Source organism: Streptomyces pyxinicus (assembly GCF_024753135.1).
GTDB classification, from domain to species: domain Bacteria; phylum Actinomycetota; class Actinomycetes; order Streptomycetales; family Streptomycetaceae; genus Streptomyces; species Streptomyces pyxinicus.
In genome coordinates, this window is record NZ_JANUGP010000002.1 from 332186 (window position 1) to 357460 (window position 25275).

General features: G+C 73.7%; 24 protein-coding genes. 11 read left to right on the forward strand and 13 right to left on the reverse strand.

What is annotated here, in order from left to right; genetic code table 11:
- The first annotated feature begins 95 nt into the window (after nt 1–95).
- The gene (locus NX794_RS04015; RefSeq protein WP_258776725.1) at nt 96–1088 is read left to right on the forward strand and encodes an aldo/keto reductase; all 993 of its coding nucleotides are present in this window, start codon (nt 96–98) and stop codon (nt 1086–1088) included.
- Between the two features lie 195 nt (nt 1089–1283).
- On the opposite strand, the gene thpR is transcribed toward NX794_RS04015, so the two are convergent.
- Nucleotides 1284–1856, reverse strand: coding sequence for an RNA 2',3'-cyclic phosphodiesterase (gene thpR, locus NX794_RS04020; RefSeq protein ID WP_258776726.1), 573 nt, complete (start codon nt 1854–1856; stop codon nt 1284–1286).
- Nucleotides 1857–1902: 46 nt separating this feature from the next.
- Between thpR and NX794_RS04025 the strand changes: the two genes are divergently transcribed.
- Nucleotides 1903–2055: a hypothetical protein gene (locus tag NX794_RS04025; protein ID WP_258776727.1), complete on the forward strand. Its 153-nt coding sequence runs from the start codon at nt 1903–1905 to the stop codon at nt 2053–2055.
- Nucleotides 2056–2280: 225 nt separating this feature from the next.
- Here the strand turns inward: NX794_RS04025 and NX794_RS04030 are convergent, their stop codons facing one another.
- Together NX794_RS04030 and NX794_RS04035 are read right to left on the reverse strand one after the other, a co-directional pair.
- A complete protein-coding gene (locus tag NX794_RS04030) occupies nt 2281–3630 on the reverse strand; it encodes an MFS transporter (protein WP_309505958.1) in 1350 nt (449 codons plus the stop codon).
- Nucleotides 3631–3703: 73 nt separating this feature from the next.
- Nucleotides 3704–4141, reverse strand: a complete 438-nt coding sequence (locus NX794_RS04035) for a MarR family winged helix-turn-helix transcriptional regulator (RefSeq protein WP_258776728.1) — start codon at nt 4139–4141, stop codon at nt 3704–3706.
- Nucleotides 4142–4295: 154 nt separating this feature from the next.
- On the opposite strand from NX794_RS04035, the gene NX794_RS04040 reads away from it, so the two are divergent.
- Nucleotides 4296–4478: a BrnA antitoxin family protein gene (locus NX794_RS04040; RefSeq protein WP_258776729.1), complete on the forward strand. Its 183-nt coding sequence runs from the start codon at nt 4296–4298 to the stop codon at nt 4476–4478.
- 14 nt (nt 4479–4492) lie between these two features.
- On the opposite strand, the gene NX794_RS04045 is transcribed toward NX794_RS04040, so the two are convergent.
- Complete coding sequence (locus NX794_RS04045) at nt 4493–5944, reverse strand: NCS2 family permease (protein ID WP_258776730.1); 1452 nt, start codon at nt 5942–5944, stop codon at nt 4493–4495.
- Between the two features lie 178 nt (nt 5945–6122).
- Between NX794_RS04045 and NX794_RS04050 the strand changes: the two genes are divergently transcribed.
- Complete coding sequence (locus tag NX794_RS04050; protein ID WP_258776731.1) at nt 6123–6407, forward strand: DUF2530 domain-containing protein; 285 nt, start codon at nt 6123–6125, stop codon at nt 6405–6407.
- Between the two features lie 71 nt (nt 6408–6478).
- The gene (locus NX794_RS04055; protein WP_258776732.1) at nt 6479–8875 is read left to right on the forward strand and encodes a cation-translocating P-type ATPase; all 2397 of its coding nucleotides are present in this window, start codon (nt 6479–6481) and stop codon (nt 8873–8875) included.
- A gap of 10 nt (nt 8876–8885) precedes the next feature.
- Here the strand turns inward: NX794_RS04055 and NX794_RS04060 are convergent, their stop codons facing one another.
- The 5 genes from NX794_RS04060 to NX794_RS04080 all read right to left on the reverse strand — a co-directional run bounded on the left by NX794_RS04060 (nt 8886) and on the right by NX794_RS04080 (nt 15399).
- Nucleotides 8886–9665, reverse strand: a complete 780-nt coding sequence (locus NX794_RS04060) for a hypothetical protein (RefSeq protein ID WP_258776733.1) — start codon at nt 9663–9665, stop codon at nt 8886–8888.
- A gap of 157 nt (nt 9666–9822) precedes the next feature.
- On the reverse strand, nt 9823–10581 hold the full coding sequence (locus NX794_RS04065) for a calcium-binding protein (protein WP_258776734.1): 759 nt from the start codon (nt 10579–10581) through the stop codon (nt 9823–9825).
- Between the two features lie 113 nt (nt 10582–10694).
- Nucleotides 10695–13832, reverse strand: a complete 3138-nt coding sequence (locus NX794_RS04070; RefSeq protein ID WP_428985844.1) for a sacsin N-terminal ATP-binding-like domain-containing protein — start codon at nt 13830–13832, stop codon at nt 10695–10697.
- A 173-nt stretch (nt 13833–14005) separates the two neighbouring features.
- The gene (locus NX794_RS04075; protein WP_258776737.1) at nt 14006–14476 is read right to left on the reverse strand and encodes a GNAT family protein; all 471 of its coding nucleotides are present in this window, start codon (nt 14474–14476) and stop codon (nt 14006–14008) included.
- A complete protein-coding gene (locus tag NX794_RS04080) occupies nt 14473–15399 on the reverse strand; it encodes a DUF3027 domain-containing protein (protein ID WP_258776738.1) in 927 nt (308 codons plus the stop codon). The genes NX794_RS04075 and NX794_RS04080 overlap by 4 nt, the downstream gene beginning before the upstream one ends.
- A 288-nt stretch (nt 15400–15687) precedes the next feature.
- On the opposite strand from NX794_RS04080, the gene NX794_RS04085 reads away from it, so the two are divergent.
- From NX794_RS04085 to NX794_RS04100, 4 genes are all read left to right on the forward strand, one after another.
- Nucleotides 15688–17088 (forward strand): MFS transporter, encoded by a 1401-nt coding sequence (locus tag NX794_RS04085; RefSeq protein WP_258776739.1) that lies wholly within the window; start codon nt 15688–15690, stop codon nt 17086–17088.
- Between the two features lie 106 nt (nt 17089–17194).
- On the forward strand, nt 17195–17668 hold the full coding sequence (locus tag NX794_RS04090; protein ID WP_258776740.1) for a DUF2771 domain-containing protein: 474 nt from the start codon (nt 17195–17197) through the stop codon (nt 17666–17668).
- Nucleotides 17641–18411 (forward strand): futalosine hydrolase, encoded by a 771-nt coding sequence (locus NX794_RS04095; RefSeq protein WP_258776741.1) that lies wholly within the window; start codon nt 17641–17643, stop codon nt 18409–18411. Before NX794_RS04090 ends, NX794_RS04095 begins: the two co-directional genes overlap by 28 nt.
- Nucleotides 18401–19279, forward strand: a complete 879-nt coding sequence (locus NX794_RS04100; protein WP_258776742.1) for a 1,4-dihydroxy-6-naphtoate synthase — start codon at nt 18401–18403, stop codon at nt 19277–19279. Before NX794_RS04095 ends, NX794_RS04100 begins: the two co-directional genes overlap by 11 nt.
- Nucleotides 19280–19303: 24 nt before the next feature.
- Here the strand turns inward: NX794_RS04100 and NX794_RS35865 are convergent, their stop codons facing one another.
- A complete protein-coding gene (locus NX794_RS35865) occupies nt 19304–19687 on the reverse strand; it encodes a cold-shock protein (RefSeq protein WP_309505959.1) in 384 nt (127 codons plus the stop codon).
- A gap of 172 nt (nt 19688–19859) precedes the next feature.
- Here NX794_RS35865 and NX794_RS04110 point away from each other — a divergent pair, with 172 nt between their 5' ends.
- Nucleotides 19860–20114 carry a hypothetical protein gene (locus tag NX794_RS04110; RefSeq protein ID WP_258776743.1) on the forward strand — a complete coding sequence of 85 codons (255 nt, stop codon included), beginning with the start codon at nt 19860–19862 and terminating at the stop codon, nt 20112–20114.
- Here the strand turns inward: NX794_RS04110 and NX794_RS04115 are convergent.
- Nucleotides 20090–20734, reverse strand: coding sequence for an HAD family hydrolase (locus tag NX794_RS04115; protein WP_258776745.1), 645 nt, complete (start codon nt 20732–20734; stop codon nt 20090–20092). The two genes, NX794_RS04110 and NX794_RS04115, sit on opposite strands and share 25 nt — an antisense overlap.
- A 266-nt stretch (nt 20735–21000) precedes the next feature.
- On the reverse strand, nt 21001–22044 hold the full coding sequence (locus NX794_RS04120; protein WP_258776746.1) for a hypothetical protein: 1044 nt from the start codon (nt 22042–22044) through the stop codon (nt 21001–21003).
- Between the two features lie 87 nt (nt 22045–22131).
- Between NX794_RS04120 and NX794_RS04125 the strand changes: the two genes are divergently transcribed.
- The gene (locus NX794_RS04125; RefSeq protein ID WP_258776747.1) at nt 22132–24684 is read left to right on the forward strand and encodes a helicase C-terminal domain-containing protein; all 2553 of its coding nucleotides are present in this window, start codon (nt 22132–22134) and stop codon (nt 24682–24684) included.
- A 16-nt stretch (nt 24685–24700) separates the two neighbouring features.
- On the opposite strand, the gene NX794_RS04130 is transcribed toward NX794_RS04125, so the two are convergent.
- Complete coding sequence (locus NX794_RS04130) at nt 24701–25258, reverse strand: hypothetical protein (protein ID WP_258776748.1); 558 nt, start codon at nt 25256–25258, stop codon at nt 24701–24703.
- Nucleotides 25259–25275: the final 17 nt, after the last annotated feature.

Here is a 25275-nt window from a genome sequence, read left to right on the forward strand (position 1 = left end):
CGACCCCAACGGGTCGCGGTGCGACGGCGGGTCGCGCGGCCCGCTCCCGGGATGCCCTTGCTTCGAGCGCACTCCAAGCCGTTGGCTGGGGAACCATGGAGTACACGCAGCTTGGACGCACGGGACTCAAGGTCAGCCGACTCGTCCTCGGGACGATGAACTTCGGGCCGCAGACCGACGAAGCCGACAGCCACGCGATCATGGACGCGGCGCTGCACGCGGGCATCAACTTCTTCGACACCGCCAACGTGTACGGCTGGGGCGAGAACAAGGGGCGGACCGAGTCGATCATCGGCAACTGGTTCGCGAAGGGCGGCGAGCGCCGGGACAAGGTGGTCCTCGCCACCAAGGTGTACGGCAACATGGGCGCGGACGGGGCGGCCTGGCCGAATCACGACAAGCTCTCGGCGGTGAACATCCGCCGGGCCGTGGACGCCAGCCTGAAGCGGCTGAAGACCGACCACATCGACCTCTACCAGTTCCACCACATCGACCGGGACACCTCCTTCGAGGAGATCTGGCAGGCGATCGACGTCCTGGTCCAGCAGGGCAAGATCCTCTACGCCGGCTCCTCGAACTTCCCCGGCTACAAGATCGCCCAGGCCAACGAGATCGCGGCCCGGCGCGGCGGCACCATCGGGCTGGTCAGCGAGCAGTGCCTGTACAACCTCGCCGAGCGGCGCGCCGAGATGGAGGTCATCCCGGCCGCCCAGGACTACGGGCTCGGGGTCATCCCCTGGTCGCCGCTGCACGGCGGGGTGCTCGGCGGGGTCATCCGCAAGCAGGTGGAGGGCGGTCGCCGCGCCTCCGGCCGGGCGGCCGACGCCCTCGCCGACCCGGCCACCCGGGCGCGCGTGCAGTCGTACGAGGACCTGCTCGACAAGCACGGCCTGGAGCCCGGCGAGGTGGCCCTGGCCTGGCTGCTGACCCGGCCCGGCGTCACCGGCCCGATCGTCGGCCCGCGCACCGCGGGCCAGCTGGAGTCGGCGCTGAGGGCCGTGGAACTGGAGCTGAGCGAAGACCTGCTCACCGAGCTGGACCAGATCTTCCCGGGCCCGGGACCGAGCCCGGAGGCCTTCGCCTGGTAACCCGCCCGCATCAGGCGCCCGAAGGGGCGCGGGGAACCGCGCGACCGGCCACAGCGAACCCGCAGCCGCCACCCGGCTGTGCCCCGCGGGGCCACGCGTCACTTCACGGCCGACGCCAGGGCCACCACGACGAAGAGAACGACAAGCGCACCGGCCATGATCCGGTTCCGGGTTTTCGGGTCCACGTATGCGAGGTTAACCGGCCCCGCCGAGCACCCAGCGCCCGACCACCTCGTACCGCGGCTGTTCCCCGCGCACGCCCGACCTCGGCAGGTGGCTCCGGACCAGTGCCAGGTCGCCCACGGTCCAGGCCGGGCCGGTGAACTCGGCCAGCAGCTCGACGTAGGGCCGCAGGTCCACCGCGTCCCGGCCGCGGGCCAGCGTCAGGTGGGCCTGGTAGCGGCGGTGCTCCCCCGTGTCGATCCCCGCCTTGCGGCCCGCCGCCTCCGCCCGGTCGGCCAGCAGCCGCAGGGACTCCACCGCGCCCGTGGCCCCGGTCCACAGCGCGCGTCCCTGTCCGAACCGGCCGCCGCCGGACAGGGCGAGCGGGAAGGCCGCCGTACGGTGGGCCGCGCGGGCCAGACGGTCCGAGAGGGCGGGGACGAGGTCGTCGGGGACCTCGCCGTAGAACGCGAGGGTGAAGTGCCAGCCGGGTCGGGCCGTCCAGCGGAGCCCCTCGGCGCCGGGCAGCCGCCGCAGCCGGTCGACCTCGGCGGCGAGCCGCCCGGTGACCTCGTCCGGGGGCAGGACGGCGGCGAAGAGTCTCATCCCTTCACCCTCCCAGACGGGCGGCCGGGTCGGGCACGATGCCCGGATGACGATCACCGTCCGCGCAGGCGGCCCCGCCGACGTCCCGCTGATCCTCGCCATGCTCGACAGCTCGGTGGCGGTGGTCGAGCGGTACGTGTACGAGGGCACCCCGTACGTCGTCGAGATGGACGGCACCCCGGCCGCGACCTCGCCCTGACCGACGCCCCGGGGCCGTACCTGGAGCCGGCCGACGAGACCGAGCGGACATCCACCTGCCGGCCTCCGATCGCCGTTTCAAGGGCCGGGGCGCTGGTCGCCTGCTACGAGCGCCCCGGCTTCCACCGGACCGAGCCCTTCCGCCACGGCCCGGACGCGTGGCCGGGGCAGGTGCCGGCCCGGAGGGTGCGGTAGCGGGTCCTCCGGGCGCAGCGGGCAGGGGCCGTCAGGCGGCCGGTGCCAGTTCCTCGCGTTCGCGCGGGACGAAACGGACCTGCGGATGGCCTCGGTGCCAGGCCACCGACAGGCGCAGCCCGCCGACCCGGGCCAGGACCAGGCCGATGACGGCGGCCGCGGCGGCGGAGACGATGCCGCCGAGGGCGAAGCCGACCTGGGGGCCGTAGGTGTCGGTGACCCAGCCGATGAGCGGGGCGCCGAGCGGGGTGCCGCCCATGAACACCATCATGAACAGGGACATCACCCGGCCGCGCATGGCCGGGTCGGTGGCCAGCTGCACGGTGGTGTTGGCCGTGACGTTGACCGTCAGGCCGGCGATCCCGATCGGGACCATGAGCAGCGCGAACAGCCAGTACGCGGGCGTCAGCGCGGCCACGATCTCCAGCGCGCCGAAGACCAGCGCGGCACCGATCAGCAGCCGCATCCGGGCCGTGCCGCGGCGGGCGGCGAGCAGGGCGCCGATCAGGGAGCCGGCGGCCATCAGGGTGTTGAGGAGGCTGTAGCCACCGGCGCCGACGTGGAAGACGTCGTCGGCGTAGGCGGACAGCCACACCGGGAAGTTGAAGCCGAAGGTGCCGATGAAGCCGACCAGGACGACCGACCAGATCAGTTCCGGGCGCCCGGCGACATAGCGCAGGCCCTCCCGGAGCTGGCCCTTGCCGCGCGGGGTGCGGGTGACCGGGCGCAGGTCGCGGGCCCGCATCAGCAGCAGGCCGGCGATCGGCGCGGCGAAGGACAGGCCGTTGGCGAGGAACGCCCAGCCGGTGCCGACACCGGTGATCATCAGGCCCGCGACGGCGGGGCCGACCAGCCGGGCGGACTGGAAGTTCGCCGAGTTCAGGCTGACCGCGTTGTGCAGTTGGTCGGGGCCGACCATCTCGGAGACGAAGGACTGCCGGGCCGGGTTGTCGACCACCGTGGCGAGGCCGACCGCGAACGCGGCGACGTAGACGTGCCAGACCTGGACGTGTCCGGACAGGGTGAGCGCGGCGAGCGCGATCCCGCTGAGGGCCATCGACGACTGGGTGACGAGCAGAGCCGGGCGCTTGGGCAGGCGGTCCACGAGGACGCCGCCGTAGAGGCCGAACAGGAGCATCGGCAGGAACTGCAGGGCCGTGGTGATGCCGACGGCCGCGGAGGAGCCGGTGAGGCTGAGGACGAGCCAGTCCTGGGCGATGCGCTGCATCCAGGTGCCGGTGTTGGAGACGACCTGGCCGAGGAAGAAGAGCCGGTAGTTGCGGATCCTCAGCGAGCTGAACATCGAGGACGTGCGGGGCGGGTCGGTGGTGGTAGTGGCGGTCGGTGCGGGGGCGGAAGGTGTTCCGGGTCCCGAACTCAAAAGTGCTCGCCTCCTCGGCTTGCTTGTCGACATGCGGCAGCGGGCACCCGCTCGGTGCTCCCGGATGTGCCGCTCACAGGTGGGCGAGCTTCTCCAGCACGGGGGCGGCGGCGCGCAGCCTGGCCCACTCATCCTCGTCGAGGCCCTCGGCGAGGTCCGCCAGGAACGCGTTGCGCTTGCGGCGGCTCTCTTCGAGCATGGCCTCGGCCTGCTCGGTCTGGGTGACGACCTTCTGCCGCCGGTCCTCGGGGTGCGGCTCCAGCCGGACCAGCCCCTTGGCCTCCAGCAGCGCCACGATGCGGGTCATCGACGGCGGCTGGACGTGCTCCTTGCGCGCCAGCTCGCCCGGTGTGGCCGAGCCGCAGCGGAACAGGGTGCCGAGCACCGACATCTCGGTGGGGCTCAGCGACTCGTCGACCCGCTGGTGCTTGAGCCGACGGGACAGCCGCATCACGGCGGAGCGGAGGGCGTTCACGGCGGCAGCGTCGTCGCCATGGGTAAGGTCCGGCATGTTCTTTAGCGTAACTCATTACTCTGGCTAAAGACCACTCGACACGCACGCCGGGCCCGTGACTCCGGCCACTGAACCCCAAGACCACCCGAACGAGTGAGTCGTATCCGAAAAGTGACGCATCGATCGGCCGGGTGTGGCGACCCTCATTGCCATGGGGACCAGTGTGCTCAGCCTGCGGATGGACGGGGAGCTGCTCGAACGGCTCCGGCACCACGCGGCGAGAAGAGGAATGAGCGTGCAGGACTATGTGGTCCGCACGCTCATCCGGGACGACTTCGACGAACGGTTCCAGGCCGCCGTCGAGGAGACGGAGAGGTTCTACGGCGTCCCGTGACGACGCCGTACCGGTCAGGTCAGGCCGAGGGCCGGCATCAGGTAGTAGAAGGCGAAGACCGCCGAGACGACGTACATCGCCACCGGGATCTCCCGGGCCCGCCCGGCCGCGAGGCGCAGCACGGTGAAGGTGATGAAGCCCATGCCGATGCCGTTGGTGATCGAGTAGGTGAACGGCATCATCAGCATCGTCACGAAGGCCGGGATCGCGATCGTGTAGTCGGCCCAGTCGATCTCCTTGACGGAGTTCGACAGGATCAGGAAGCCGACCGCGACCAGCGCCGGGGTGGCCGCCTGGGACGGCACCATCGTGGCGATCGGGGTGAGGAACAGCGCGACGGCGAAGAGGCCGCCGGTGACGACGTTCGCGAGGCCGGTGCGGGCGCCCTCGCCGACGCCCGCCGTGGACTCCACGAAGGCGGTGGTGGCCGAGGAGGAGCTGGCGCCGCCGGCCGCGACCGCGAGGCCGTCCACGAACAGGACCTTGTTGATCCCGGGCATGTAGCCCTGGGCGTCGGTCAGCTTGGCCTCGTCGCCGACGCCCATGATCGTGCCCATCGCGTCGAAGAAGCACGACAGCAGGACCGTGAAGACGAACAGGATGCCGGTCAGCACGCCGACCTTGGAGAAGCCGCCGAACAGGCTGACCTGGCCGACCAGGCCGAAGTCGGGGCTGGCGACCGGGTTGCCGGGCCACTTCGGGACGGTCAGGCCCCAGGACGGGACGGTCGCGACGGCGTTGACGATCACCGCGAGGACGGTCATGCCGACGATCGAGATCAGGATCGCGCCCGGCACCTTGCGGACGATCAGGGCGAAGGTCAGCAGCGCGCCCAGGATGAAGATCAGCACCGGCCAGCCGGTGAGGTGGCCGCCGGTGCCGAGCTGGAGCGGGACGGTGGTCTGGGCGGCGTCCGGCATGCGGGTGACGAAGCCGGAGTCGACCAGGCCGATCAGCAGGATGAACAGGCCGATACCGATGGAGATGGCCTTGCGCAGGCCGAACGGCACCGCGTTCATCACGCGCTCGCGCAGCCCGGTGGCGACCAGCAGCATCACCACGAAGCCGGCGAGGACGACCATGCCCATGGCGTCCGGCCAGGACATCCGGGGCGCGAGCTGGAGCGCGACGACCGAGTTGACGCCGAGGCCGGCGGCGAGCGCGATCGGCACGTTGCCGATGACGCCCATGAGCAGGGTGGTGAAGGCGGCCGTCAGCGCGGTCGCGGTCACCAGCTGGCCGTTGTCCAGGTGGTGCCCGTACATGTCCTTCGCGCTGCCGAGGATGATCGGGTTCAGCACGATGATGTACGCCATCGCGAAGAAGGTCGCGAGACCGCCCCGGATCTCGCGGGCGACGGAGCTGCCGCGCTCGGAGATCTTGAAGTAGCGGTCGAGGGCGCCGTGGGCCGGCGTACCGCCCGGCATCTCGGGGGTGGGGGCCTTGGCGGGTGCCGAGGTGGGCATGCGGGTCCTCATCACCAGCGGGGTTCCCCCGAGCCTCGCTGGAGTTTCATCCTGGGAGTCTCGTACTTGTGGTTTCGTACGAGAGAAAGTGGTCACAGACAAACGGTTTCAGTATGAACGTATGAGGGCGAGAGCGCTATCTCCGCGCGTAGAGCGCTGCGGCGCATAAGCTGTGCCCATGGCTAAGTGGACCCCTCAGCACGAGGCGCCGGAGCCCCTGGAGGGGCCCGTGGTCGCCACCATCACCGGCGGCACCCTCGTGTGGTTCGTCCTCTTCCTCGTCCAGCTCCCCTTCTACGGCCGGCTCCAGGACCACGACCGGGGCTGGTGGCTGTGGACCTGCCTGGCCGGGGCCGGCCTGGGCCTGATCGGCATCTGGTACGTGCGCCGCCGGGACGCGGCGATCAAGCGGTCCGCCGCCGCGTCCCAGGCCCCGGACGGGGAACGCGTCCCGCACAGCTGAGGCTCCCGGGGCGCGCGGGACTGGCCAGAACGGGTGGGCGCCCGGGCAAACCGCCACGTACCGTCGAATGCATGACCCATATCGACGCCGGCTCGGAACTCGACCCCGTGCACCCGGTGGCCCTGCCCGAGAGTCCGCCGGCCGGGCTGACCGGCGCCGAGGTCGCGGAGCGCGTCGCGCGCGGCCAGGTCAACGACGTGCCGGTGCGCAGCAGTCGGTCGCTCGGCGAGATCGTCCGCGCCAACGTCTTCACCCGGTTCAACGCGATCATCGGCGTGCTGTGGCTGGTGATGCTGTTCGTGGCACCGATCCAGGACAGCCTGTTCGGCTTCGTGATCATCGCCAACACCGGGATCGGCATCGTCCAGGAGTGGCGCGCCAAGCAGACCCTGGACTCGCTCGCCGTGGTCGGCGAGTCCCGGCCGACGGTACGGCGGGACGGCACCGCGGCCGAGGTGGCGACCAGCGAGATCGTGCTGGACGACCTGATCGAGATCGGGCCCGGCGACAAGATCGTGGTGGACGGGGTGTGCGCCGAGGCCGAGGGCCTGGAGATCGACGAGTCGCTGCTGACCGGTGAGGCCGACCCGGTCGTCAAACGCCCCGGCGACCCGGTGATGTCCGGCAGCTTCGTGGTCGCGGGCGGCGGCGCCTACAAGGCCACCCGGGTCGGCCGCGAGGCCTATGCCGCGCAGCTCGCCGAGGAGGCCTCCCGGTTCACGCTGGTCCACTCCGAGCTGCGCACCGGCATCTCCACGATCCTGAAGTACGTCACCTGGATGATGGTCCCGGCGGCGGCCGGGCTGGTCGTCACGCAGCTCGTCGTGAAGAACAACGGCCTGAAGGACGCGGTGGCCCGCACGGTCGGCGGGATCGTGCCGATGGTCCCGGAGGGGCTGGTGCTGCTGACCTCGGTCGCCTTCGCGATCGGGGTGATCCGGCTCGGCCGCAAGCAGTGCCTGGTGCAGGAGCTGCCCGCGATCGAGGGCCTGGCCCGCGTGGACACCGTGTGCCTGGACAAGACCGGCACGCTCACCGAGGGCGGCATGGACGTCACCGACCTCAGGACGCTGGACGGCGCGGACGAGCGGTACGTGCGCAAGGTGCTCGGCGCGCTCGGTGAGTCCGACCCGCGTCCCAACGCCTCCCTCCAGGCGATCATCGACGCCTATCCGGACAGCGAGGAGTGGCGGTGCGTGGAGTCGCTGCCGTTCTCCTCCGCGCGCAAGTACAGCGGGGCCGCGTTCAGCGAGGGCGACGGCGAGACCAGCACCTGGCTGCTGGGCGCCCCCGACGTGCTGCTCGGCGACGGCGACCCGGCGCTGGCCGAGACCGAGAAGCTGAACGAGCAGGGGCTGCGGGTGCTGCTGCTGGCCCGCGCCCGCCGCGACCTGGACGAGCCCGAGCCGGCCAAGGGGGCCCGCCCCACCGCGCTCGTGGTGCTGGAGCAGCGGCTGCGGCCCGACGCCTCCGACACCCTGCGCTACTTCGCCGACCAGGACGTGCGCGCCAAGGTGATCTCCGGGGACAACGCGGTGTCGGTCGGCGCGGTCGCCGCCAAGCTCGGCCTGGACGGTACGGCGGTGGACGCGCGGCGGCTGCCGGACGGCCGGGACGGGATGGCGGACGCGCTGGACTCGGGCACGGTGTTCGGGCGGGTCACCCCGCGGCAGAAGCGGGACATGGTCGGCGCGCTCCAGTCCCGCGGGCACACCGTCGCGATGACCGGTGACGGCGTGAACGACGTGCTGGCGCTGAAGGACGCCGACATCGGCGTGGCGATGGGCTCCGGGTCGGAGGCGACCCGGGCGGTGGCGCAGATCGTGCTGCTGGACAACAGTTTCGCGAGCCTGCCGTCGGTGGTGGGCGAAGGGCGCCGGGTGATCGGCAACATCACGCGGGTGGCGACGCTGTTCCTGGTGAAGACGGTCTACTCGGTGCTGCTGGCGCTGCTGGTGGTGTGCTGGGGCGTCGAGTACCCCTTCCTGCCCCGGCACCTGACCCTGCTGTCCACCCTCACCATCGGCGTCCCGGCCTTCTTCCTGGCCCTCGCCCCCAACAAGGAGCGGGCGAAACCGCACTTCGTGCCTCGGGTGATGCGGTACGCGGTCCCCGGCGGTGTGGTGGCCGGCGCCGCCACCTTCCTCACGTACCTCCTGGCCCGCCACCACTACACCGGCCCCGGAGCCCTGGACGCCGAGACCAGTGCCGCCACCCTGACCCTGTTCCTGGTCTCGATGTGGGTCCTCGCGGTCATCGCCCGCCCCTACACCTGGTGGCGCCTGACCCTGGTCGCCGCGATGGCCGCCGCCTTCTTCCTCGTCCTCGCCGTCCCGCCCCTCCAGACCTTCTTCGCCCTGAGGCTGATCGGCCTGACGATGCCGTGGACGGCGGTCGGCATCTCGGTGGCGGCGGCGGCCGTCCTGGAACTGATGTGGAAGTGGGTCGACCGCCGCTTCGCCGACTAGTGGCGGGGGGTCACTTCACGTCGACGTAGTCGCCCGCCGCGCTCACGGCGGACGTGGTGGAGGTGCCCGTGAAGGAGTAGCGGTAGTAGCCGTCGGTGGTGGCCGTGACCGTGGTCTTCAGGGCGCCCTTGGAGTCCGTCTTGAGGGTCTTCAGGGTGGTGTAGGTGCTGGTGCCCGCCTTGCGGAACTGGAGGCTGACCGGCTGGGCGGTGAAGGCGCCGTAGCTGCCGGACTCCCAGTTGGCGCGGGTCAGCTTGCCGGTGACGGTGAGGGTCTTGCCCTTCTTCACCGGCTCCGGGGCGGCGTCGACGGTGAGCTTGGCCGTGCGGCGCACCGGGAGGGTACCGAGGCCGCCCTGCCACTTGATGTGCTCGGCCTTGTCCACGGCGACGCCGCCCACGTTCCACGTCCCGGCGTCGGAGTTGTAGAGGTCCGAGGCCGGGATGGTGATGACGGCCGAGCAGTTCGCCGTGGTGGACGTCACCTTGGTGCAGGCACCGGCGTCGTCGCTGACGACCAGGGTGTCGGGGTTCGTCACCGAGGTGCCCCGGTAGAGGGCCGGGCCGCTCTGGAAGCTGGACAGCGACAGGGCGGCGGGGTGGGTCACGGTGTAGGTCGCCTTGACGGCGACCTGGGAGGTCGCGCCGATGGTGATCGCCTTGCCGGCGTTCACCTTCGCCTGCGAGAAGGTGACGTCCGGTGCCGTGCCCGCCGCGTGGGCGGCGGGCACGGCGAAGGCGGAGAGGGCCAGGGCGCCGGAGACGGCGGCCACGGTGGCACGAATGCGCATGTACGTTCCCCTGGAGGGATGAGTGCTCGGCGAGTCGGTCGACTCACGCGAGAAGATCATCGAGCCCCGGGACGGGTTGTACGGCGGCGCCGGTCTCCGGCGGGATTTTGCCCGTCGATTGCCCTCGGGTCACTTCACGCCGGTCGCTTCACGCCGGTCACTTCACGTCGACGAAGTCACCGGCGGCGCTGACCGAGCCGGTGGACGAGTTGCCGGCGAAGGAGAAGCGGTAGTAGCCGTCCGCCGTCGCGGTCGTCGTCGTCTTCAGGTTGCCCTTGGAGTCCGCCTTGACGGTCTTCAGCGTGGTGTAGGAGCTGGAATCCTTCTTGCGGAACTGGAGCTTGACGGACTGCGAGCCGTAGCCGCCGTACTTGAGCGACTCCCAGTCGGCGCGGGTGAGCGCACCCGTGACGGTGACGGCCTTGCCCTTCTTCACCGGCTCGGGGGAGGCGTTGGCGGTCAGCTTGGCGGCGCGCTGGAACCAGAAGGAGCCGGCCTTCTCCTGCCAGACGTAGTCGCCGTCCTTGGCGTCCACCATGGCGTCCACGTACCAGGTGCCCGCGCTCTTGTTGCCGAGGTAGTCCACCTTGGGCGCGATCTTCACCGAGGCGGAGCAGGTGGCGGTCGTGGCGTTGACCTTGGTGCAGGAGGGCTTGCCGGTCGACTCGTAGCCGAAGTCGGGTCCTGCGAGGCTGAACGGCTCGGCGCCCGCGATGCCGGAGTTGTCCGTCGCCGTCACGCTGACCTTGACGGTCACCGGCTCGGAGACGCCGATGGTCACCTTGTTGTCGCCGTCCACGACCACCTTGGTGATCTCGGTGTCGCCGGAGCCGCCGTCGGCCTGGGCGGCCGGGGCGGCGAGGGCGGACAGGGCCAGAGCGCCGCTCATGACGGCGACAGAGGCACGGATGCGCATGTGTGGTCCCCACGTTCGGATCCGTGGGGCCGGACGGCCCCACGGAGAGGAGACACGGGGAGACGGTCAAAGGTTGTACTACTCGTGAAGGTCGCGTGAAGGCGCGCCCGCGGTCAGTCGAACCACCGGTCCCTCGCCAGTTCCTCCGTGCGGGACTCGTCCTCCAGCAGAGCCGCCACCTCGAAGCGGCGGGGCCACTGGGCGGCTGCCCAGGCGAGGCCGGCGGCGACGCCCTCCAGGGTGGCCGCGTGCAGGACGCCGTCGGTGGTGAGGCGCCAGTCGATCTCCACGCCGTCCACGACCAGTTCCCCGTGCTCGACATACGTCCGCGGGGTGCGCGGGCCCAGCAGGGTCCGTACCGGGTCCGGGACGTCGTGTTCGGTGCCTTCCGAGTGGACCTCCCCGGTGACGGACTCGCTCAGGCGCCGCACCTGGAACAGCTCCGCCAGCTCGGCGGCCCGGGACGGGCGGACCGGGAGCAGCGGCACCCCGGCGGTGAACGGCAGCAGGTCGGGCGAGTCGACCACGACGGCGTCGGTGGCGTCCACGACCTCCACCCGGCCGTCGACCACGGCCCGCAGCTCCTCCGGCAGCGTCACCTGGTCCGGGTCCAGCTCGGCCAGCGCGCCGTAGAGACCGTGCAGTTGGGCGGCGGTGACCGGGCGCTCCGGGTCCGCGAGGCGGTCCAGCAGCTCGGCGGCGCCGCCCGGCTCGTCCAGCAGGGCCCCGACCGAGGTGCGCACGCCGAGCGCCCGCAGCACCTGCTCGTCCTCGAACCCGGTCGCGTCGGCCTCGTCGTACAGGCCGCGCAGCAGCGGGTCGCCGCCGGCCGCGAGGAGACCGGCGGGGCGGCGGCCGTCGAGCACCGGGTGCCCACGCAGCCACCACGCGGTGTACGGCCGGACGATCTCGTGGGTGCCGTCCGGGAGCAGGACGCGCACCGGCTGGATCAGGGCGTCGCGCAGCGGCGGCCTGGCGAGCAGCGCGAGGGCCTCGGGCCAGTGGGCGTCGTCCACGAGGTCGAGGTCGCGCACGGCGACGAGTTCGGTGGCGACCGGCGGCACCGGGCTGTCCGGGAACCGGTCGAGGATGTCCTCGCACCACACGTCCACGGCGTCCAGCAGCCCCGCGTCGTCCGGCTCCGCGAAGTCCCCGTCGCGCGGCTCCAGTTCGTCCGGGTCCAGGACCACGTCCGTGGCGCGGACGAGGGCGAAGTCGGCCAGCACCCCGCAGGCGGTCAGCGGCTGCTCGCCCCAGCGGTCCGCCAGCTCCCGGTCCACGGCGGCGAGTTCCCCCTCGCGGATCACCCGGGCGAACGCGCTGCCCGGGAGGACCAGTTCGCCCGCCGGGGCCGGCTCGCCGTCCTCGTCCGGCAGGGCCAGCGCGCCCAGCCACGGTTCGTCACCGGGCTCCAGAGCGGCGTCCCGCACCAACGACAGGACGGTGTCGGCCAGTTCCTCCGCGTCCGGCGCGTCCTCCTCCCAGCCGATGCCGCCCTCGTCGTCCAGGGAGGCGGCCACGGCGGCCCGTACCTGCGGGGTGGTCAGCACCGCGCGCGGGGTCGCGGGCAGCGCGCCCAGCTTCTCCAGCAGCGGGTGCACGGCGTCCTCGTGGGCCACCTTCAGGCCGAGCCGCCCGAGCACGTCGGCGGCCGGCCGGGCGCTGTCGGGGGTCGGTAGCAGCACCTGCCGGGGGCCGATCGTCGTCCGCCCGTCGGCCAGCGGCACCGGCAGCCCCGACAGCCGGTCCGGGTCCACCCCGGCGAGGCTGTCGTAGAGCCGCCACCACCAGTCCGGGTCCTTCTCCAGCCCGGCCAGCCGGTCGATCGCGTCGGCCAGCGGCAGCCGCGCCACCCCGAGGGAGCGCAGCTCGGCGCGCCGCTCAAGTCCGGCGGGCAGCAGCGTGGGCAGCACCTCGGCGAGCACCCGTACGGTGTCCGCGCCGGCGCCCTCCACGACCTCCGCCTCCCTCGGCCGCAGCGCCTCGGGCAGCTCGTCCGCCGCCTCCCCGGCGACCGCCGGCGGCAGGAACGCGGTACGCGGCAGCCGCTCCAGCACCGCCTGCCGCAGCGCTCCGTCCAGCTCGCCCTTGCCGAGCGGTCCGGGGACCAGGTCGATGATCCCGTCCGTCACCGGCCGCCAGCCGGCGAGGAGTTCGGTGTACGCCTCGGCGGCGCGCCGCACCAGGAAGTCGGTCAGCGGGCCGGGCGCGGTGTGGCGGCGCGTGGTGTCGAGCGGGAAGGACCCGATCAGCAGCGCGGGCACGCCGAGGGGTTCGTCGCTGGGCGTCGGCGCGTGCACCACGGCACTCGTCCGGGGGCGCGCCGGACGCCCGGCCTCGTCCTCCGGCACCGCCCAGGTCAGCGACCAGTGGGGCCGCAGCCGCTCCTCCACCGGCCGGTCCGCCAGCAGGTCGGGCGTGAGCGGCCCGTGCGCGGCGACGGTACGCCAGCGGGTCGTACCGTGCCGGGAATCCGCCACGACGGTGACGGCACCGTCCGCCGACCGCCGCAGGGTCCGTACCGCCGCGCCCTCGACGTCGACGACAACCTCTTCCAGCCCCGGCAGGGCGAGGAGCAGCGCGTCGTCCACGGCGTCGAGCAGCCGCTCGGTCAGATCGACGGCGGCGGCGTCCCGCAGCGGCAGGATGACGGCGGTGTCGTACGGCTCCGGCGCCGTCCCCTCGGCCGCGAACGGCAGCCGCAGCAGCGGTACGTGGCCCTCCCGGCGGCGGACCTCGTCACCGAGCCCGGGACTGTGCCGGGCCGTCTCGGCCGCCAGCTCCCGCGCCTCGCTCAGCGACCAGCGCACACCGCCGTGCCGGCCGACCAGCGCGGGCGTGTCCGTCACCGCGAGCACGGCCGCGAAACCGACCCCGAACCGGCCCACCGCGCCGTGCGTGGACTCCGCGTCCCGCTTGGCCGAGGCCCGCAGCGTCGACAGCGACTCGACACCGGTCGCGTCCAGCGGGGCGCCCGTGTTCGCGGCCACCAGCACGCCGTCGCGGAGGGTGAGCCGCAACCGCCCCGGCACGTGGGCCCGCGCGGCGGCGTCGGCGGCGTTCTGGGCCAGCTCCACGACGAGCCGGTCCCGGTAGCCGCCGAGCACCAGGTCCTCTTCGGCGTTGGCGTCCTCGCGGAACCGGGCGGGGCTGGTCGCCCAGGCGTCGAGCACACCGCGCCGCAGCCGAGCGGTACCGAAGGGATCGGCACCCTCGGCCGCCGGCCGCACGAACTTGCTGCTCACGTTCACTCCCTCGTCTACGTGAGGACGAAGGTACAGCGCGCCGGTACCCCGATCAGCGCCGGGCGAAGCCCGCGAACTCCGGCCGGCGGGCCCACGCGACGGTCAGGTCGAACCCGCGGATCGTGTTTCTCCCAGCAGGTGGCCGCCGCAGGCCGGCGACTCCCGAGGGGCGGGTCGGGTCAGGCGACCGTGCGGCGGTAGAGCTGTCGGGAGCCGCCCTCGGGGCCGGGGGCGGTCGGTTCGGCGGGGGTGAAGCCGAGGGTCTCGTAGAAGACACGGGCGCCGCTCGCCACCGCGCCCGGGTCGTCGGGGCCAAAGGTGACGACCTCGACGGTGGCCGGGGGGCTGACGTAGCGGCGGAGCGCGTCGGCCGGCAGCGCGCGGCCGACGCCCTCGCCCCGGGCCCGTTCCGCGACCACCAGCCAGTGGACCTCGTGGACGGGTGCCGTACCGCCGAAGAGGAGGCCGCCGAGGAGGCCGGGCGCGTCCGGGGCGGGCACCACGAGGGCCTGGGAGGCGCGGACGCGGTCCAGGACGGCCGCGTGGAAGGCGGGGTCGTCGACCATCGGGCCGAACCAGTGCTCCACCTCGGCGGCGAGCCCGAGGAACCCGGGGAGGTCGGACGCGCGCGCGAGGCGGACCCGGCTCACGAGTGACCGAGTTCCGCCGTCTCCTCGTCGGCCGTCGCGGGGACGGAGCCCGAGTCGGGGGCGGGGCGGAGCGGGAAGGGGTCGACCCGGGTCTCGTCGATGACCGGCGCGGGCGGCTGGGGCGGCTTCGGCATGACGGCGGCCTCGGAGTGGCCGCCGCAGCCGTAGGCGAGGGAGACGACCCGGCCGTCCGCCGGGGAGAACTCGTTGGCGCAGACGCCGAAGGCCTGGCCGAGGGAGCCGCCGATGGGGGCGAGGAAGCCGCAGCTGACGCAGGTGGCGGGGGCGGCCTGGGCCATCGGGGTCTTGGCGCCGAAGCCCTCCTCCCAGCGGTCGGCGGCGATGTGCAGGCCGTAGCGGGAGAGCACCCGGGCGCGGCGCAGGCCCAGTTCCTCGGCGACGGCGGCGATCGAGCCCCGGGAGGGCACGGTCGGCTGGGCGGCGGGCGTGCCGGGGGTGACGTCGGCGTCCTCGGCCTCCGCCAGCTCCACCATCTCCTCGGAGACCGGGGAGTTCGGTGCCGGGGCGTCCTCGGCGAGGTAGCCGGGCTCCAGGCGCAGGTCGTCCTGGTCGGTCGGGAGCAGGTCGCCGGGGCCGAGGTCGCCGGGGCGCAACCGCTCGCTCCACGGCACCCACTCGGGCGCGAGGAGGGCGTCGGGGCCGGGCAGCAGGACGACCTCGTCGAGGGTGACGAACTTGGCGCGGGAGGCGCGGGCCACGGTGACGGCCCAGCGCCAGCCGCGGTAGCCCATCTCCTTGCACTCGAAGAAGTGCGTGACCACACGGTCGCCCTCGGACACCAGGCCGGAGTGCTCGCCGACGACGCCGGGGGCGGCGGCCTCCTCGGCTGCGGCGCGGGCGAGGTCGACGGCCTCGGCGCACAGGCGGTCGGGGGTGCGGCTTCGCGTGGTCGCTGCGCTCACAGGTATCGCTTCTCTCCTACGCCGTCTCAATGCGGTGCGGCTGCCACCGGCGGGTTGGCGGACGGAGCGGACCAGGGGACCGCATCGACGTCATACCTCCGCGCGCTCGGGCGCACCTCTGCCATCCATTCTGCGTTATGGCTGAGATAGGCACGCTACACCGAACCCGATTCGTTGCCGCCACGCGGCAGGTCTTCCGGTCCGCCGACCCCCGCCGGGCGGGCCGTCGGTCACGGTGAGCCGCCACACGTGTCGGATCCGCACTACGAACCGGCGACACGGGGCACTATGAACGACGTGGCGACCACGGACAGGCGTGGAGTTCGGGGTGGCGGCGCGAGCCGGGTGGGCGGTGCCGTCCGCTCCGCCGCGCGTGCCCTGCACTTTCCGGTCACCGGCGCGGCGCGCGGCATCCGCCGGGTGACGCACGCGCACGGGGCCGGCGAGTCGGGCCTCGGCAAGCTGATCGAGCTGCACGCGGTGAACGGCGCCGGGGACGTGATGATCACCGTGGCGCTGGCGTCCACGGTGTTCTTCTCGGTGCCGACCGACGAGGCACGCGGGCGCGTCGCGCTCTACCTCGCCATCACCATGGCCCCCTTCACCGTCCTCGCGCCCGTCATCGGCCCGCTCCTCGACCGGCTGCCGCACGGCCGGCGGGCCGCGATGGCCGGGGCGATGCTGGCCCGCGCCCTGCTGGCCCTGATCATCTCGGGGGCGGTGGCGAGCGGCAGCCTGGAGCTGTATCCGGCGGCGCTCGGCGTGCTGGTGGCGTCCAAGGCGTACGGCGTGGTGCGCAGCGCCGTCGTACCGCGGCTGCTGCCGCCGAAGTTCTCGCTGGTGAAGGCCAACTCCCGGGTCACCCTGGCCGGCCTGCTGGCCACCGGTGCCGCCGCGCCGGTCGCCGCGGGCCTGCACGCCCTGGGCGATCCCTGGCCGCTCTACGGCGCCTTCGTGATCTTCGCGGCGGGTACGGTCCTCTCCTTCACCCTGCCGCCGATGGTCGACTCGGCCAAGGGCGAGGACGTGGCGCTGCTCGCGGCCGACGAGCGGCACCTGCACGGGCCGGGACGCAAACAGACCAGACGGCCGGGGCTGCGCACCGTCGGCCCCGCCGTCACGCACGCGCTCGGCGCCAACGCCGCCCTGCGCTGCCTGTCCGGTTTCCTGATCTTCTTCCTCGCCTTCCTGCTGCGCGAGCACCCGCTGACCGGGGAGAGCGCGGCGGTCTCGCTGGGGATAGTGGGGGTCGCGGCCGGCGCGGGCAACGCGCTGGGCACGGCCGTCGGGGCCTGGCTGCGCTCCCGCGCCCCGGAGATCATCATCGTGGCCGTGGTCGCGGTGGTCCTCGGGGCGGCGATCGTGGCCGCCGTGTTCTTCGGCGCCCTGCTGGTGGCGTGCCTCGCGGCGGTCGCCGGGTTCGCGCAGGCGCTGGCCAAGCTGGCGCTGGACGCGCTGATCCAGCGGGACGTGCCGGAAGCGGTGCGCACCTCGGCGTTCGCCCGCTCGGAGACACTGCTCCAGATGGCCTGGGTGTTCGGCGGCGCGGTCGGCATCGTGATGCCGCTGAACGGCACGGTCGGCCTGCTGGTGGGCGCCCTGTTCGTGGCCGTGGGCTGGCTGGGCACCCTGAAGGGGCTGCTCGCCTCGGCCCGGCACGGGGGCCGGGCCCCGGCCCGGGTGGCGTAACGGACAGGACCCGCCCAGGGCGGGCACAGGCGCACCTGGCGTAACGAACCGGGCACGCCGCACCCCGCGTGGGCGGCGGGACCGGGGGGCCCGATAGCCTTCGGCCATGACCACGCTGCAATCCGTTGTGCGACGCCGCCGCGCCGTCGCCGCCGCCGGCGCCGTTTCCGCCGGACTGCTCGTCCTGTCGGCCTGCGACAAGCCGTCGCCCGTCGCGACGGTGACCGTCGGCCGAAGCTCGGTCAACTCCGAGGCAGACTGCTACAACGACGGCGACAAGCTGGACGCCAAGACCACGGCGGAATGCGTCAAGAACGTCGGCAAGGCCAAGTCGATCACGGTGGACACGGACGACACGGTCCGCTTCGGCGTCGATCCCAAGATCGCGGACGCCGGCTGGGTCATCCTCGTGAACGGCCAGCAGTTCACCGACGTCAGCAAGAAGACGTACCGGACCATCCCGGGCAGCGCCTTCTTCAACTCGCAGTACGGCACCCAGGGCACCACCAACTCGGTGTCGATCCGCATGGGCAAGACCTCGGTCGAGGGCGTGTGGTCCTTCAAGCTGAAGAAAGCCTGATCACGACGTCCGCCGCCCGCCGCGTCCTCGTCGCCACCGCCGTCCCGGCCGAACGGGACGCGGTGGCGCGGGCGTTCCCGGGCCCGGCGGAGGACGTCCCCCTGCCGGGCGCCCCGCTCCGCCGTACGGCCACCGGCCGCCGTACGGCCACCGGACCCGACCTGCTCGCCGCCGGGGTCGGGCCGGCGCTCGCCGCCGCGTCCACCGCGAGCGCCCTGACCGCCGCCGCGCTCGCCGGCGACCCCTACGGCCTGGTCGTCTCGGCCGGGATCGGGGGCGGCTTCCCGCCCGAGGCGCCGCTCGGCTCCCTCGTCGTCGCCGACGCGATCACCGTCGCCGACCTGGGCGCCACGACCGCCGACGGCTTCCTGCCGGTCACCGAGCTGGGCTTCGGCACCGTCACCCACCGCCCGCCCGCGCCGCTCGTACGGGCCGCGGCCGAGGCCACCGGCGCCCGCGTCGGCACCGTCCTCACCGTCTCCACCGTCACCGGCACCTCCGCCCGCGCCGCCGAGCTGCGCGCCGCGCACCCGGACGCGCTCGCCGAGGGCATGGAGGGCTTCGGGGTGGCGGAGGCCGCCGCCGCGCACGGGGTGCCCGTGCTGGAGATCCGCGCCGTCTCCAACCCGGTGGGGCCCCGGGACCGGGCCGCCTGGCGCATCGGGGACGCCCTGGCCGCCCTCACGGAGGCGTTCGGGAAGCTGGCGCCCGTACTGGAGAGTTGGAACCCGCATGACGACTGAACCGCTGACCGCCGAGCCCCTGACGACCGAGCCGCTGAAGATCGCGTACTCGCCCTGCCCGAACGACACCTTCGTGTTCGACGCCGTCGCCCACGGCCGGATCCCCGGCGCCCCCGCGCTGGACGTGACCTTCGCGGACATCGACCTCACCAACGGCATGGCCGAGCGCGGCGAGTTCGACGTGCTCAAGGTGTCGTACGCGGTCCTGCCCTACGTCCTGGACGACTACGCGCTGCTGCCCTGCGGCGGCGCGCTGGGCCGGGGCTGCGGGCCGCTGGTGCTCACCCGGGAGCCGGACGCCGACCTGACCGGCCGTACGGTCGCCGTCCCGAGCGAGAAGTCGACGGCCTACCTCCTCTTCCGCCTGTGGGCGGCCGACACGCTGCCCGGCGGGGTCGGCGAGATCGTCGTCATGCCGTTCCATGAGATCATGCCGGCCGTGCGCGACGGCAAGGTGGACGCCGGTCTGGTGATCCACGAGGCGCGGTTCACCTACCAGAACTACGGCCTGCACAAGCTCGCCGACATGGGCGAGCACTGGGAGCTGACCACCGGGCTGCCGATCCCGCTGGGCGCGATCATCGCGCGCCGCTCGCTGGGCGCCGAGGCGCTGACCCGGCTCGCCGAGTCCCTCCGGGCCTCCGTGCGGGCCGCCTGGGACGACCCGCTGGCCTCCCGCCCCTACGTCATGGCGCACGCCCAGGAGATGGACCCGGCCGTCGCCGACCAGCACATCGGGCTGTACGTCAACGAGTTCACCGCCGGTCTCGGCGAGGACGGGTACGCGGCCGTACGGGGCCTGCTCACGCGTGCGGCGGCCGAGGGGCTCGTGCCTCCCCTCGGCCCGGACGCGCTCGCTTTTCCCTGAGCCAGGGAATCCGGATTATCCGGATCACACGTCCAACTGGTCCGCGACCGCGCGCAGCAGACCGGCGATCTTCTTGCCGGAGGTCTTGTCCGGATAGCGGCCCTTCTCCAGCATCGGGGTGATGTTCTCCAGAAGGGTCGTCAAATCCTGGACGATCGAGGCCAGCTCATCCGGCTTCCGGCGCTGGGCGGCGGCGACCGAGGGCGTGGGGTCGAGCACGGTCACCGACAACGCCTGGTCACCGCGCTGACCGGCGACGACACCGAACTCCACGCGCTGTCCCGGCTTGAGCGCTTCGACTCCGGCGGGGAGAACCGAGGAATGGACGAAGACGTCACCGCCGTCGTCACGGGAGAGAAAGCCGAAGCCCTTCTCGCTGTTGAACCACTTGACCTTGCCGGTAGGCACGTCTGTCCTCGTCCTCGTACTCGTCGGAAAACTGCTCGGAAACGGCTCTTGATAGCAATGGAGCGGGTCGCTCATGACCCGCCCCTACCAAGCGCTGTCAAGGCTAACGGTGTTCGGGCGGGTGACAAGACGTCCCCCGGTTGTTCTCTCGCGCAGGAACTACCCTGGTGGGGTGCGTGACAAAACCCAAACGAATTCCGCCGCCGCGCCCGGAGACGGGCTGATCCGCGCCGGTGCCGTCATCTTCTTCCTCGGCGCGCTGGCCACCCTCGTCACGGTGGCCCCGCTCTTCCTCCACGCGAAGCCTTTTCCGACCTACATGTTCGGCTTGAGCATGCTCATGGCCGTCGGCTTCCTCATCGCCGGAGCGGGGGTCCTCCGGTCGGTGGCGGCGGGGCGGCGTCAGGCGCGGGGCGCTTCTCGGTAGGGCGCTTCGCGGTAACCGGCCAGCCAGGCCGGGAAGGCACGCAGGTCGTCCAGGACGACGTCGGCACCGGCCGCGCGCAGCTCCTCGGCGGGGCAGGGGCCGGTCGCCACGGCCACCGACAGGGCGTCCGCGCTGCGGGCTCCGCGGACGTCTCCGACGTGATCGCCGACGTACACCGTCGCTCCGTGCTCGCGCAGGGCCACCGCCTTCTGCTCGGCCCACAGGTCGCCCACGACCACGTCCGGCTCGATGCCGAGGTGGGCCAGGTGCAGCTTGGCGTTCGGCTCGTACTTCGCCGTCACCACCATCGTCCGTCCGCCGGCCGCCCGCACCGCGTCGATCGCCTCCCGGGCGCCGGGCATCGCCGGGGTCGCGGTGACGGCTATCCCCGGGTACATCCCCCGGTACAGCTCGGCCATCGCCGGCACCTCCTGTGCCGGGAACCAGTTCACCAGCTCCTCCGCGAGGGGCGGGCCCAGCCGGGTCACCGCGAGATCGGCGTCGATGTAGGTGCCGGTCCGCTCCGACAGCGCCAGGTAGCAGGCGCGGATCCCTGGCCGGGAGTCGATGAGCGTCATGTCCAGGTCGAAGCCGACGGTGAGGGTAGCCATGGGGTTCATTGTGGGGGGTGCCGTGCGTTGCCGGGTGCGGGTGGGCTGTGGCTGGTCGCGCAGTTCCCCGCGCCCCTGGGCTGGGACCGGGCGCCGCGTGCCGGGAGGTGCGGGTTCTTCTGCGGCCGACGTCGCCTGCAACCCCGCCAGGGGCGCGGGGAACTGCGCGAGCGACCACGACGGGCCCGCACCCGAAAACGCACCTCCGCAACCCACGACCTCAGGGGCGCGGGGAACTGCGCGGCCAGCCGCCACGCGCCCGCAGCCGAGAGCGCTCAGCGGGCTCGTTGGGAGCGCCAGGCCAGGTATGCCGCCGAAGTGACGGCCGCCGCTCGGACCACCCAGGGCCAGGTCTCGGTGAGGGCGGCGGACATGTGGCCGTGGGTGATCGGGGCGCCCCAGCGCCCGGTGTCGCGGCCCCACAGCCACAGCAGGCCGCCGGCCACCGCCGCGCCCGGCAGGACCATCACCGCCCACTTGGTCTCGGCCGGGGTCAGCCGACGGGAGCCGTAGGCGATCGCCCAGCCCAGCAGCAGCGCGAACCAGTTGCCGAGCACCGCCCCGACGACCAGCGCGGCGGCGGCCAGCAGCAGGAGGGGGTTGGACCAGCCGGCGGCGGGGGCCGGCAGCAGCCGGCGGGAGGCGACGGCACCCTCGGCCGCCGCAGCCGACCCGCGTCGGAACAGGCCCCGGCGCGGCACCGCCACCGGCTCGGCCTCCGTGGGCTTCTCCTCCTTCTCGGCCACCTCGCGCGGCGGACGCCTCAGCAGTTCCGGGATCTCGACGCCCCCGACGAACCCGGGCACCTGGTCGATCTCCCCGAGGGGCAGCGTGCCGGAGCCACCGAGCCGCCACCAGTCGGGCGAGGCCACGCTGTCGCCCAGCTCGTGCGCGGCGGCGAGATGCGGCGGAGCCGTCGGCTCGGGCGGGGCGGGGGTGGCCGGCGGGCGGGGCCGCGGGACCACCCGGCGCAGGCCCTTCGGCCGCTCCGGCGCCGGCCGTTCCCGCGCCGGTCGTTCGCGTGTCGGCGGTTCCGGCTGGGCGGGGACGGAGGTGGAGGGCGCCACCAGGCCACCGCTCCCGGCGGTGCCCCTGCCGCCCGCCGCCTCGACCACGTCGTCCGGGCTGCCCAGGTGGTCCAGGATGCGCCGCACCGCGTCCGGCGAGTCCACGGTCGTCCGGGACCGCTGCCGGTCGATCTCGTTGCGCAGCTCCGAGACCAGCCGCATCCGGGTGCCCGAGGGCAACTGCCGCTGCTGGGCGATGTCCCCGACGCGGGACAGATACTCGTAGACGACCTGGTCGCTCTCAATCCCCACGGGACCCCTCCGGGGTGCGCCGACTGATACCCCGCTGAGGACCGTACCGTCTCCGGCCGGACAGGGTTGTCCGCTACCGTTGGCCGGATGAGCCAAGAGGCCCACTCAGCCCCCCGCTCCCTCGCCGAAGCGCTCCGCTCCCGGGACGACGCCTCGCTGGGCGCGCTGCTGCGCAGCCGTCCGGACCTCATCACCCCGGTCCCCACCGACCTCACGCAGCTCGCCACCCGCGCCGGCACCCGGGCCTCGGTGCTGCGCGCCCTGGAGCGCCTGGACCGGTTCGCGCTGCAGACGGCGGAGGCCCTGGCCGTGGCCCCGGACCCGGCGCCGTACCCGACGCTGCTCGGGCTGATGGCCGGGGACGCGGGGGACGAGACCGTGGCCGCCGCGCTGCCACGTGCCGTCGCCACCCTGCGCGAACAGGCCCTGGTGTGGGGGGACGACGAGCGGCTCCGGCTCGTGCGCACCGCCCGGGAACTGCTCGCGCCGTCGCCGCAGCACCCCTCCCCGACCGGTCTCGGGCCGACCGTGCAGGAGGCCACCTCGGGCATGTCGCCGGGCCGTATCCAGGAGATCGTGGCGGCGGCCGGGCTGCCCTCGACGCACGACTCGGTGTCCGCCGTGGCCGCGCTGACCGGCCTGTTCGGCCGGCGCAGGAAGATGGCCAAGCTGCTCGCCGGCGCCCCCGACGCGGCCCGCGAGGTGCTGGGCCGGCTGGTCTGGGGTCCGCCCTACGGCCAGGTCACCGCCGACCCGGCCGCCCATCTGCGCTGGCTGCTGGACCGGGGCCTGCTGCTGCCGACCGCGCCCGGCACGGTCGTCCTGCCCCGCGAGGTCGCCCTGCACCTGCGCGAGGGCCGCGCGCACCGGACGCCCGAGCCGCTGCCGCCCGCCGTGGAACCGGCCGCCGCGCACAGCCCCCAGGTGGTGGACGCGACGGCGGCCGGGCAGGCCTACACCGCGCTGGCCACCGTCGAGGAGCTGCTGAAGGACTGGGACGAGGGCGGTCCGGCGGTGCTGCGGGCCGGGGGTCTGAGCGTGCGCGACCTGAAGCGGACCGCCGTCGCCCTCGACGCGTCCGAACCCGTCGCCGCGTTCTGGGTCGAGCTGGCCTACGCGGCCGGGCTGCTGGCCTCCGACGGCGAGGCCGACGAGCGGTACGCCGCCACCCCCGTCTACGACGAGTGGCTGGAGCGGCCCCCCGCCGAACGCTGGGGTCTGCTCGCGGAGACCTGGCTGTCCGGCACCCGCACCCCGGGGCTGGTCGGCGGCCGGGACGCCAAGGACCGGGCGCTCTCCGCGCTCGGCCCCGGCCTGGACCGCTCGGCCGCGCCCGAGGTACGGCACCGGGTGCTGACCCTGCTGGCCGCGCTCGCGCACGGCACCGCCCCGGACACCGAGTCGGTCCTGGCCCGGCTGCGCTGGGAACGCCCCCTGCGCGGATCCCGGCGCGAGGACGACCCGCGCTCCCGGCTGGCCCGCTGGACCCTGGCGGAGGCGGAGCTGCTGGGCGTGACCGGACGCGGCGCCCTGTCCGCCCACGGCCGGGCCCTGCTCGGCGCGCCACCGGCCCCCGCGGTGACCGCGCCGGCGACGGCCGACGACGCTGCGACCGGCCCCGGCGACAAGCTTCCCGTGCACCACCACCGGGCACCCGCCCACGCCCCCGTCCTCGCACCCCTCTCCCCCGCCGACCAGGCCGTGGCCACCGGCGCGGCGGTACGGCTGCTCGCCCCGCTGCTGCCCGAACCGCTGGACCACGTGCTGCTCCAAGCCGACCTGACGGCGGTCGCGCCGGGCCCGCTGGAACGGCCGCTCGCCGACATGCTCGGGGTGCTCGCCGACGTCGAGTCCAAGGGCGGCGCGACCGTCTACCGCTTCACCCCCGCCTCCGTACGCCGCGCCCTGGACGCCGGGCGCACCGCCACCGACCTGCACGCCTTCCTCGCCGAGCACTCCCGCACCCCGGTACCGCAGCCGCTGGCCTACCTGATCGACGACGTGGCCCGCAAGCACGGCCGGCTGCGAGTCGGCGCGGCCTCGGCCTACGTGCGCTGCGACGACGACGCGCTGCTGAACGAGATTCTCGCCGACAAGCGCGGCGCCGCCCTGCGCCTGCGCCGTCTCGCCCCGACCGTGCTGGCCACCCAGTCCGACCCGGCGGCGCTGCTGGAGGGGCTGCGCGCCCTGGGCTACGCGCCGGCCGCCGAGTCCGCCGAGGGCGATGTCGTCATCACCCGGGCGCACGCCCACCGCACCCCGCCGCGCACCGCCCCCGAGCCGGTGCCGGACGGGCCCCCGCCGCCCGACGGCATCCTGCTCGCGGCGGCCATCCGCGCGATCCGGGCCGGCGACCTGGCCGCCACCACCCCACGCAAGGACACCGGCGCCCCCGCGGCCTCCGGCGAACTGCCGCGCACCTCCTCCGCCGAGACCCTGGCCACCGTGCAGGCCGCCGTCCTCACCGGCGAGTCCCTGTGGATCGGCTACGTCAACGCCGAGGGCACCGCCAGCCAGCGCGTCATCGCCCCGATCCGGGTCGAGGGCGGCTTCGTGACGGCGTACGACCACACGGCCGACGAGGTCCGCACCTACCCCCTGCACCGGATCACGGGCGTCGCCGAACTGGCCGACGACTGACGGCACCGGCCACTCCTCAGCAGTCCCGGACCGGTGCGTCCGCGGGCAGGCCGAAGTGGGTGCGGGCCGCGCGCTCCAGGCCGGCGGAGTCCATCGGCTCCTCCACCGCGTACCCGGCGGCCCGGCCGAAGTGCGCCTGGGTCCGGCTCGCGTTCCCGGCGCCGTCCGGTGCCTCCTCGCGGGCCGGCAGCCGGTAGCCGCCGTCCGCCTTCCGGGCCAGCCGCACCACCTGGGGCACCTGCTCGCCACCGCACCCCACCAGGGCGCCCCCGCGCACCCCGTACTCGACGCACAGCGTGTCGACGTCCGCCCACACCTCGGTGCCGTGCTCGCGCAGCGCGAGCGGCTCGGCCCGGCAGAACCAGCGGGCGCCGAGGCCGGGGTGCGTCCCGCCGTATCCGGAGCCCCGGTTCCCCGCTTCGAGCCCGGCCTCCAGCACCGGCCGTATCCCGCTCCACAGCCGGGCGTCGACCTGCCGGCCGGCACCGGTGTCCGCCGGCCACTTCGCCCAGGCCCCGGTGGCGGCCAGCACCACGAGGGCGCCCACCCCGACGGCCCATCTGCCCAGTGACATCCCTGCCCCCTCGTCCT

Coding starts and splice junctions, on each gene's coding strand:
- NX794_RS04015 (WP_258776725.1), top strand. CDS start 96: ATGGAGTACACGCAGCTTGGACGCACGGGACTCAAGGTCAGCCGACTC.
- thpR (WP_258776726.1), bottom strand. CDS start 1,856: ATGAGACTCTTCGCCGCCGTCCTGCCCCCGGACGAGGTCACCGGGCGG.
- NX794_RS04025 (WP_258776727.1), top strand. CDS start 1,903: ATGACGATCACCGTCCGCGCAGGCGGCCCCGCCGACGTCCCGCTGATC.
- NX794_RS04035 (WP_258776728.1), bottom strand. CDS start 4,141: ATGCCGGACCTTACCCATGGCGACGACGCTGCCGCCGTGAACGCCCTC.
- NX794_RS04040 (WP_258776729.1), top strand. CDS start 4,296: ATGGGGACCAGTGTGCTCAGCCTGCGGATGGACGGGGAGCTGCTCGAA.
- NX794_RS04045 (WP_258776730.1), bottom strand. CDS start 5,944: ATGCCCACCTCGGCACCCGCCAAGGCCCCCACCCCCGAGATGCCGGGC.
- NX794_RS04050 (WP_258776731.1), top strand. CDS start 6,123: ATGGCTAAGTGGACCCCTCAGCACGAGGCGCCGGAGCCCCTGGAGGGG.
- NX794_RS04055 (WP_258776732.1), top strand. CDS start 6,479: ATGACCCATATCGACGCCGGCTCGGAACTCGACCCCGTGCACCCGGTG.
- NX794_RS04060 (WP_258776733.1), bottom strand. CDS start 9,665: ATGCGCATTCGTGCCACCGTGGCCGCCGTCTCCGGCGCCCTGGCCCTC.
- NX794_RS04065 (WP_258776734.1), bottom strand. CDS start 10,581: ATGCGCATCCGTGCCTCTGTCGCCGTCATGAGCGGCGCTCTGGCCCTG.
- NX794_RS04085 (WP_258776739.1), top strand. CDS start 15,688: ATGAACGACGTGGCGACCACGGACAGGCGTGGAGTTCGGGGTGGCGGC.
- NX794_RS04090 (WP_258776740.1), top strand. CDS start 17,195: ATGACCACGCTGCAATCCGTTGTGCGACGCCGCCGCGCCGTCGCCGCC.
- NX794_RS04100 (WP_258776742.1), top strand. CDS start 18,401: ATGACGACTGAACCGCTGACCGCCGAGCCCCTGACGACCGAGCCGCTG.
- NX794_RS04115 (WP_258776745.1), bottom strand. CDS start 20,734: ATGAACCCCATGGCTACCCTCACCGTCGGCTTCGACCTGGACATGACG.
- NX794_RS04125 (WP_258776747.1), top strand. CDS start 22,132: ATGAGCCAAGAGGCCCACTCAGCCCCCCGCTCCCTCGCCGAAGCGCTC.
- NX794_RS04130 (WP_258776748.1), bottom strand. CDS start 25,258: ATGTCACTGGGCAGATGGGCCGTCGGGGTGGGCGCCCTCGTGGTGCTG.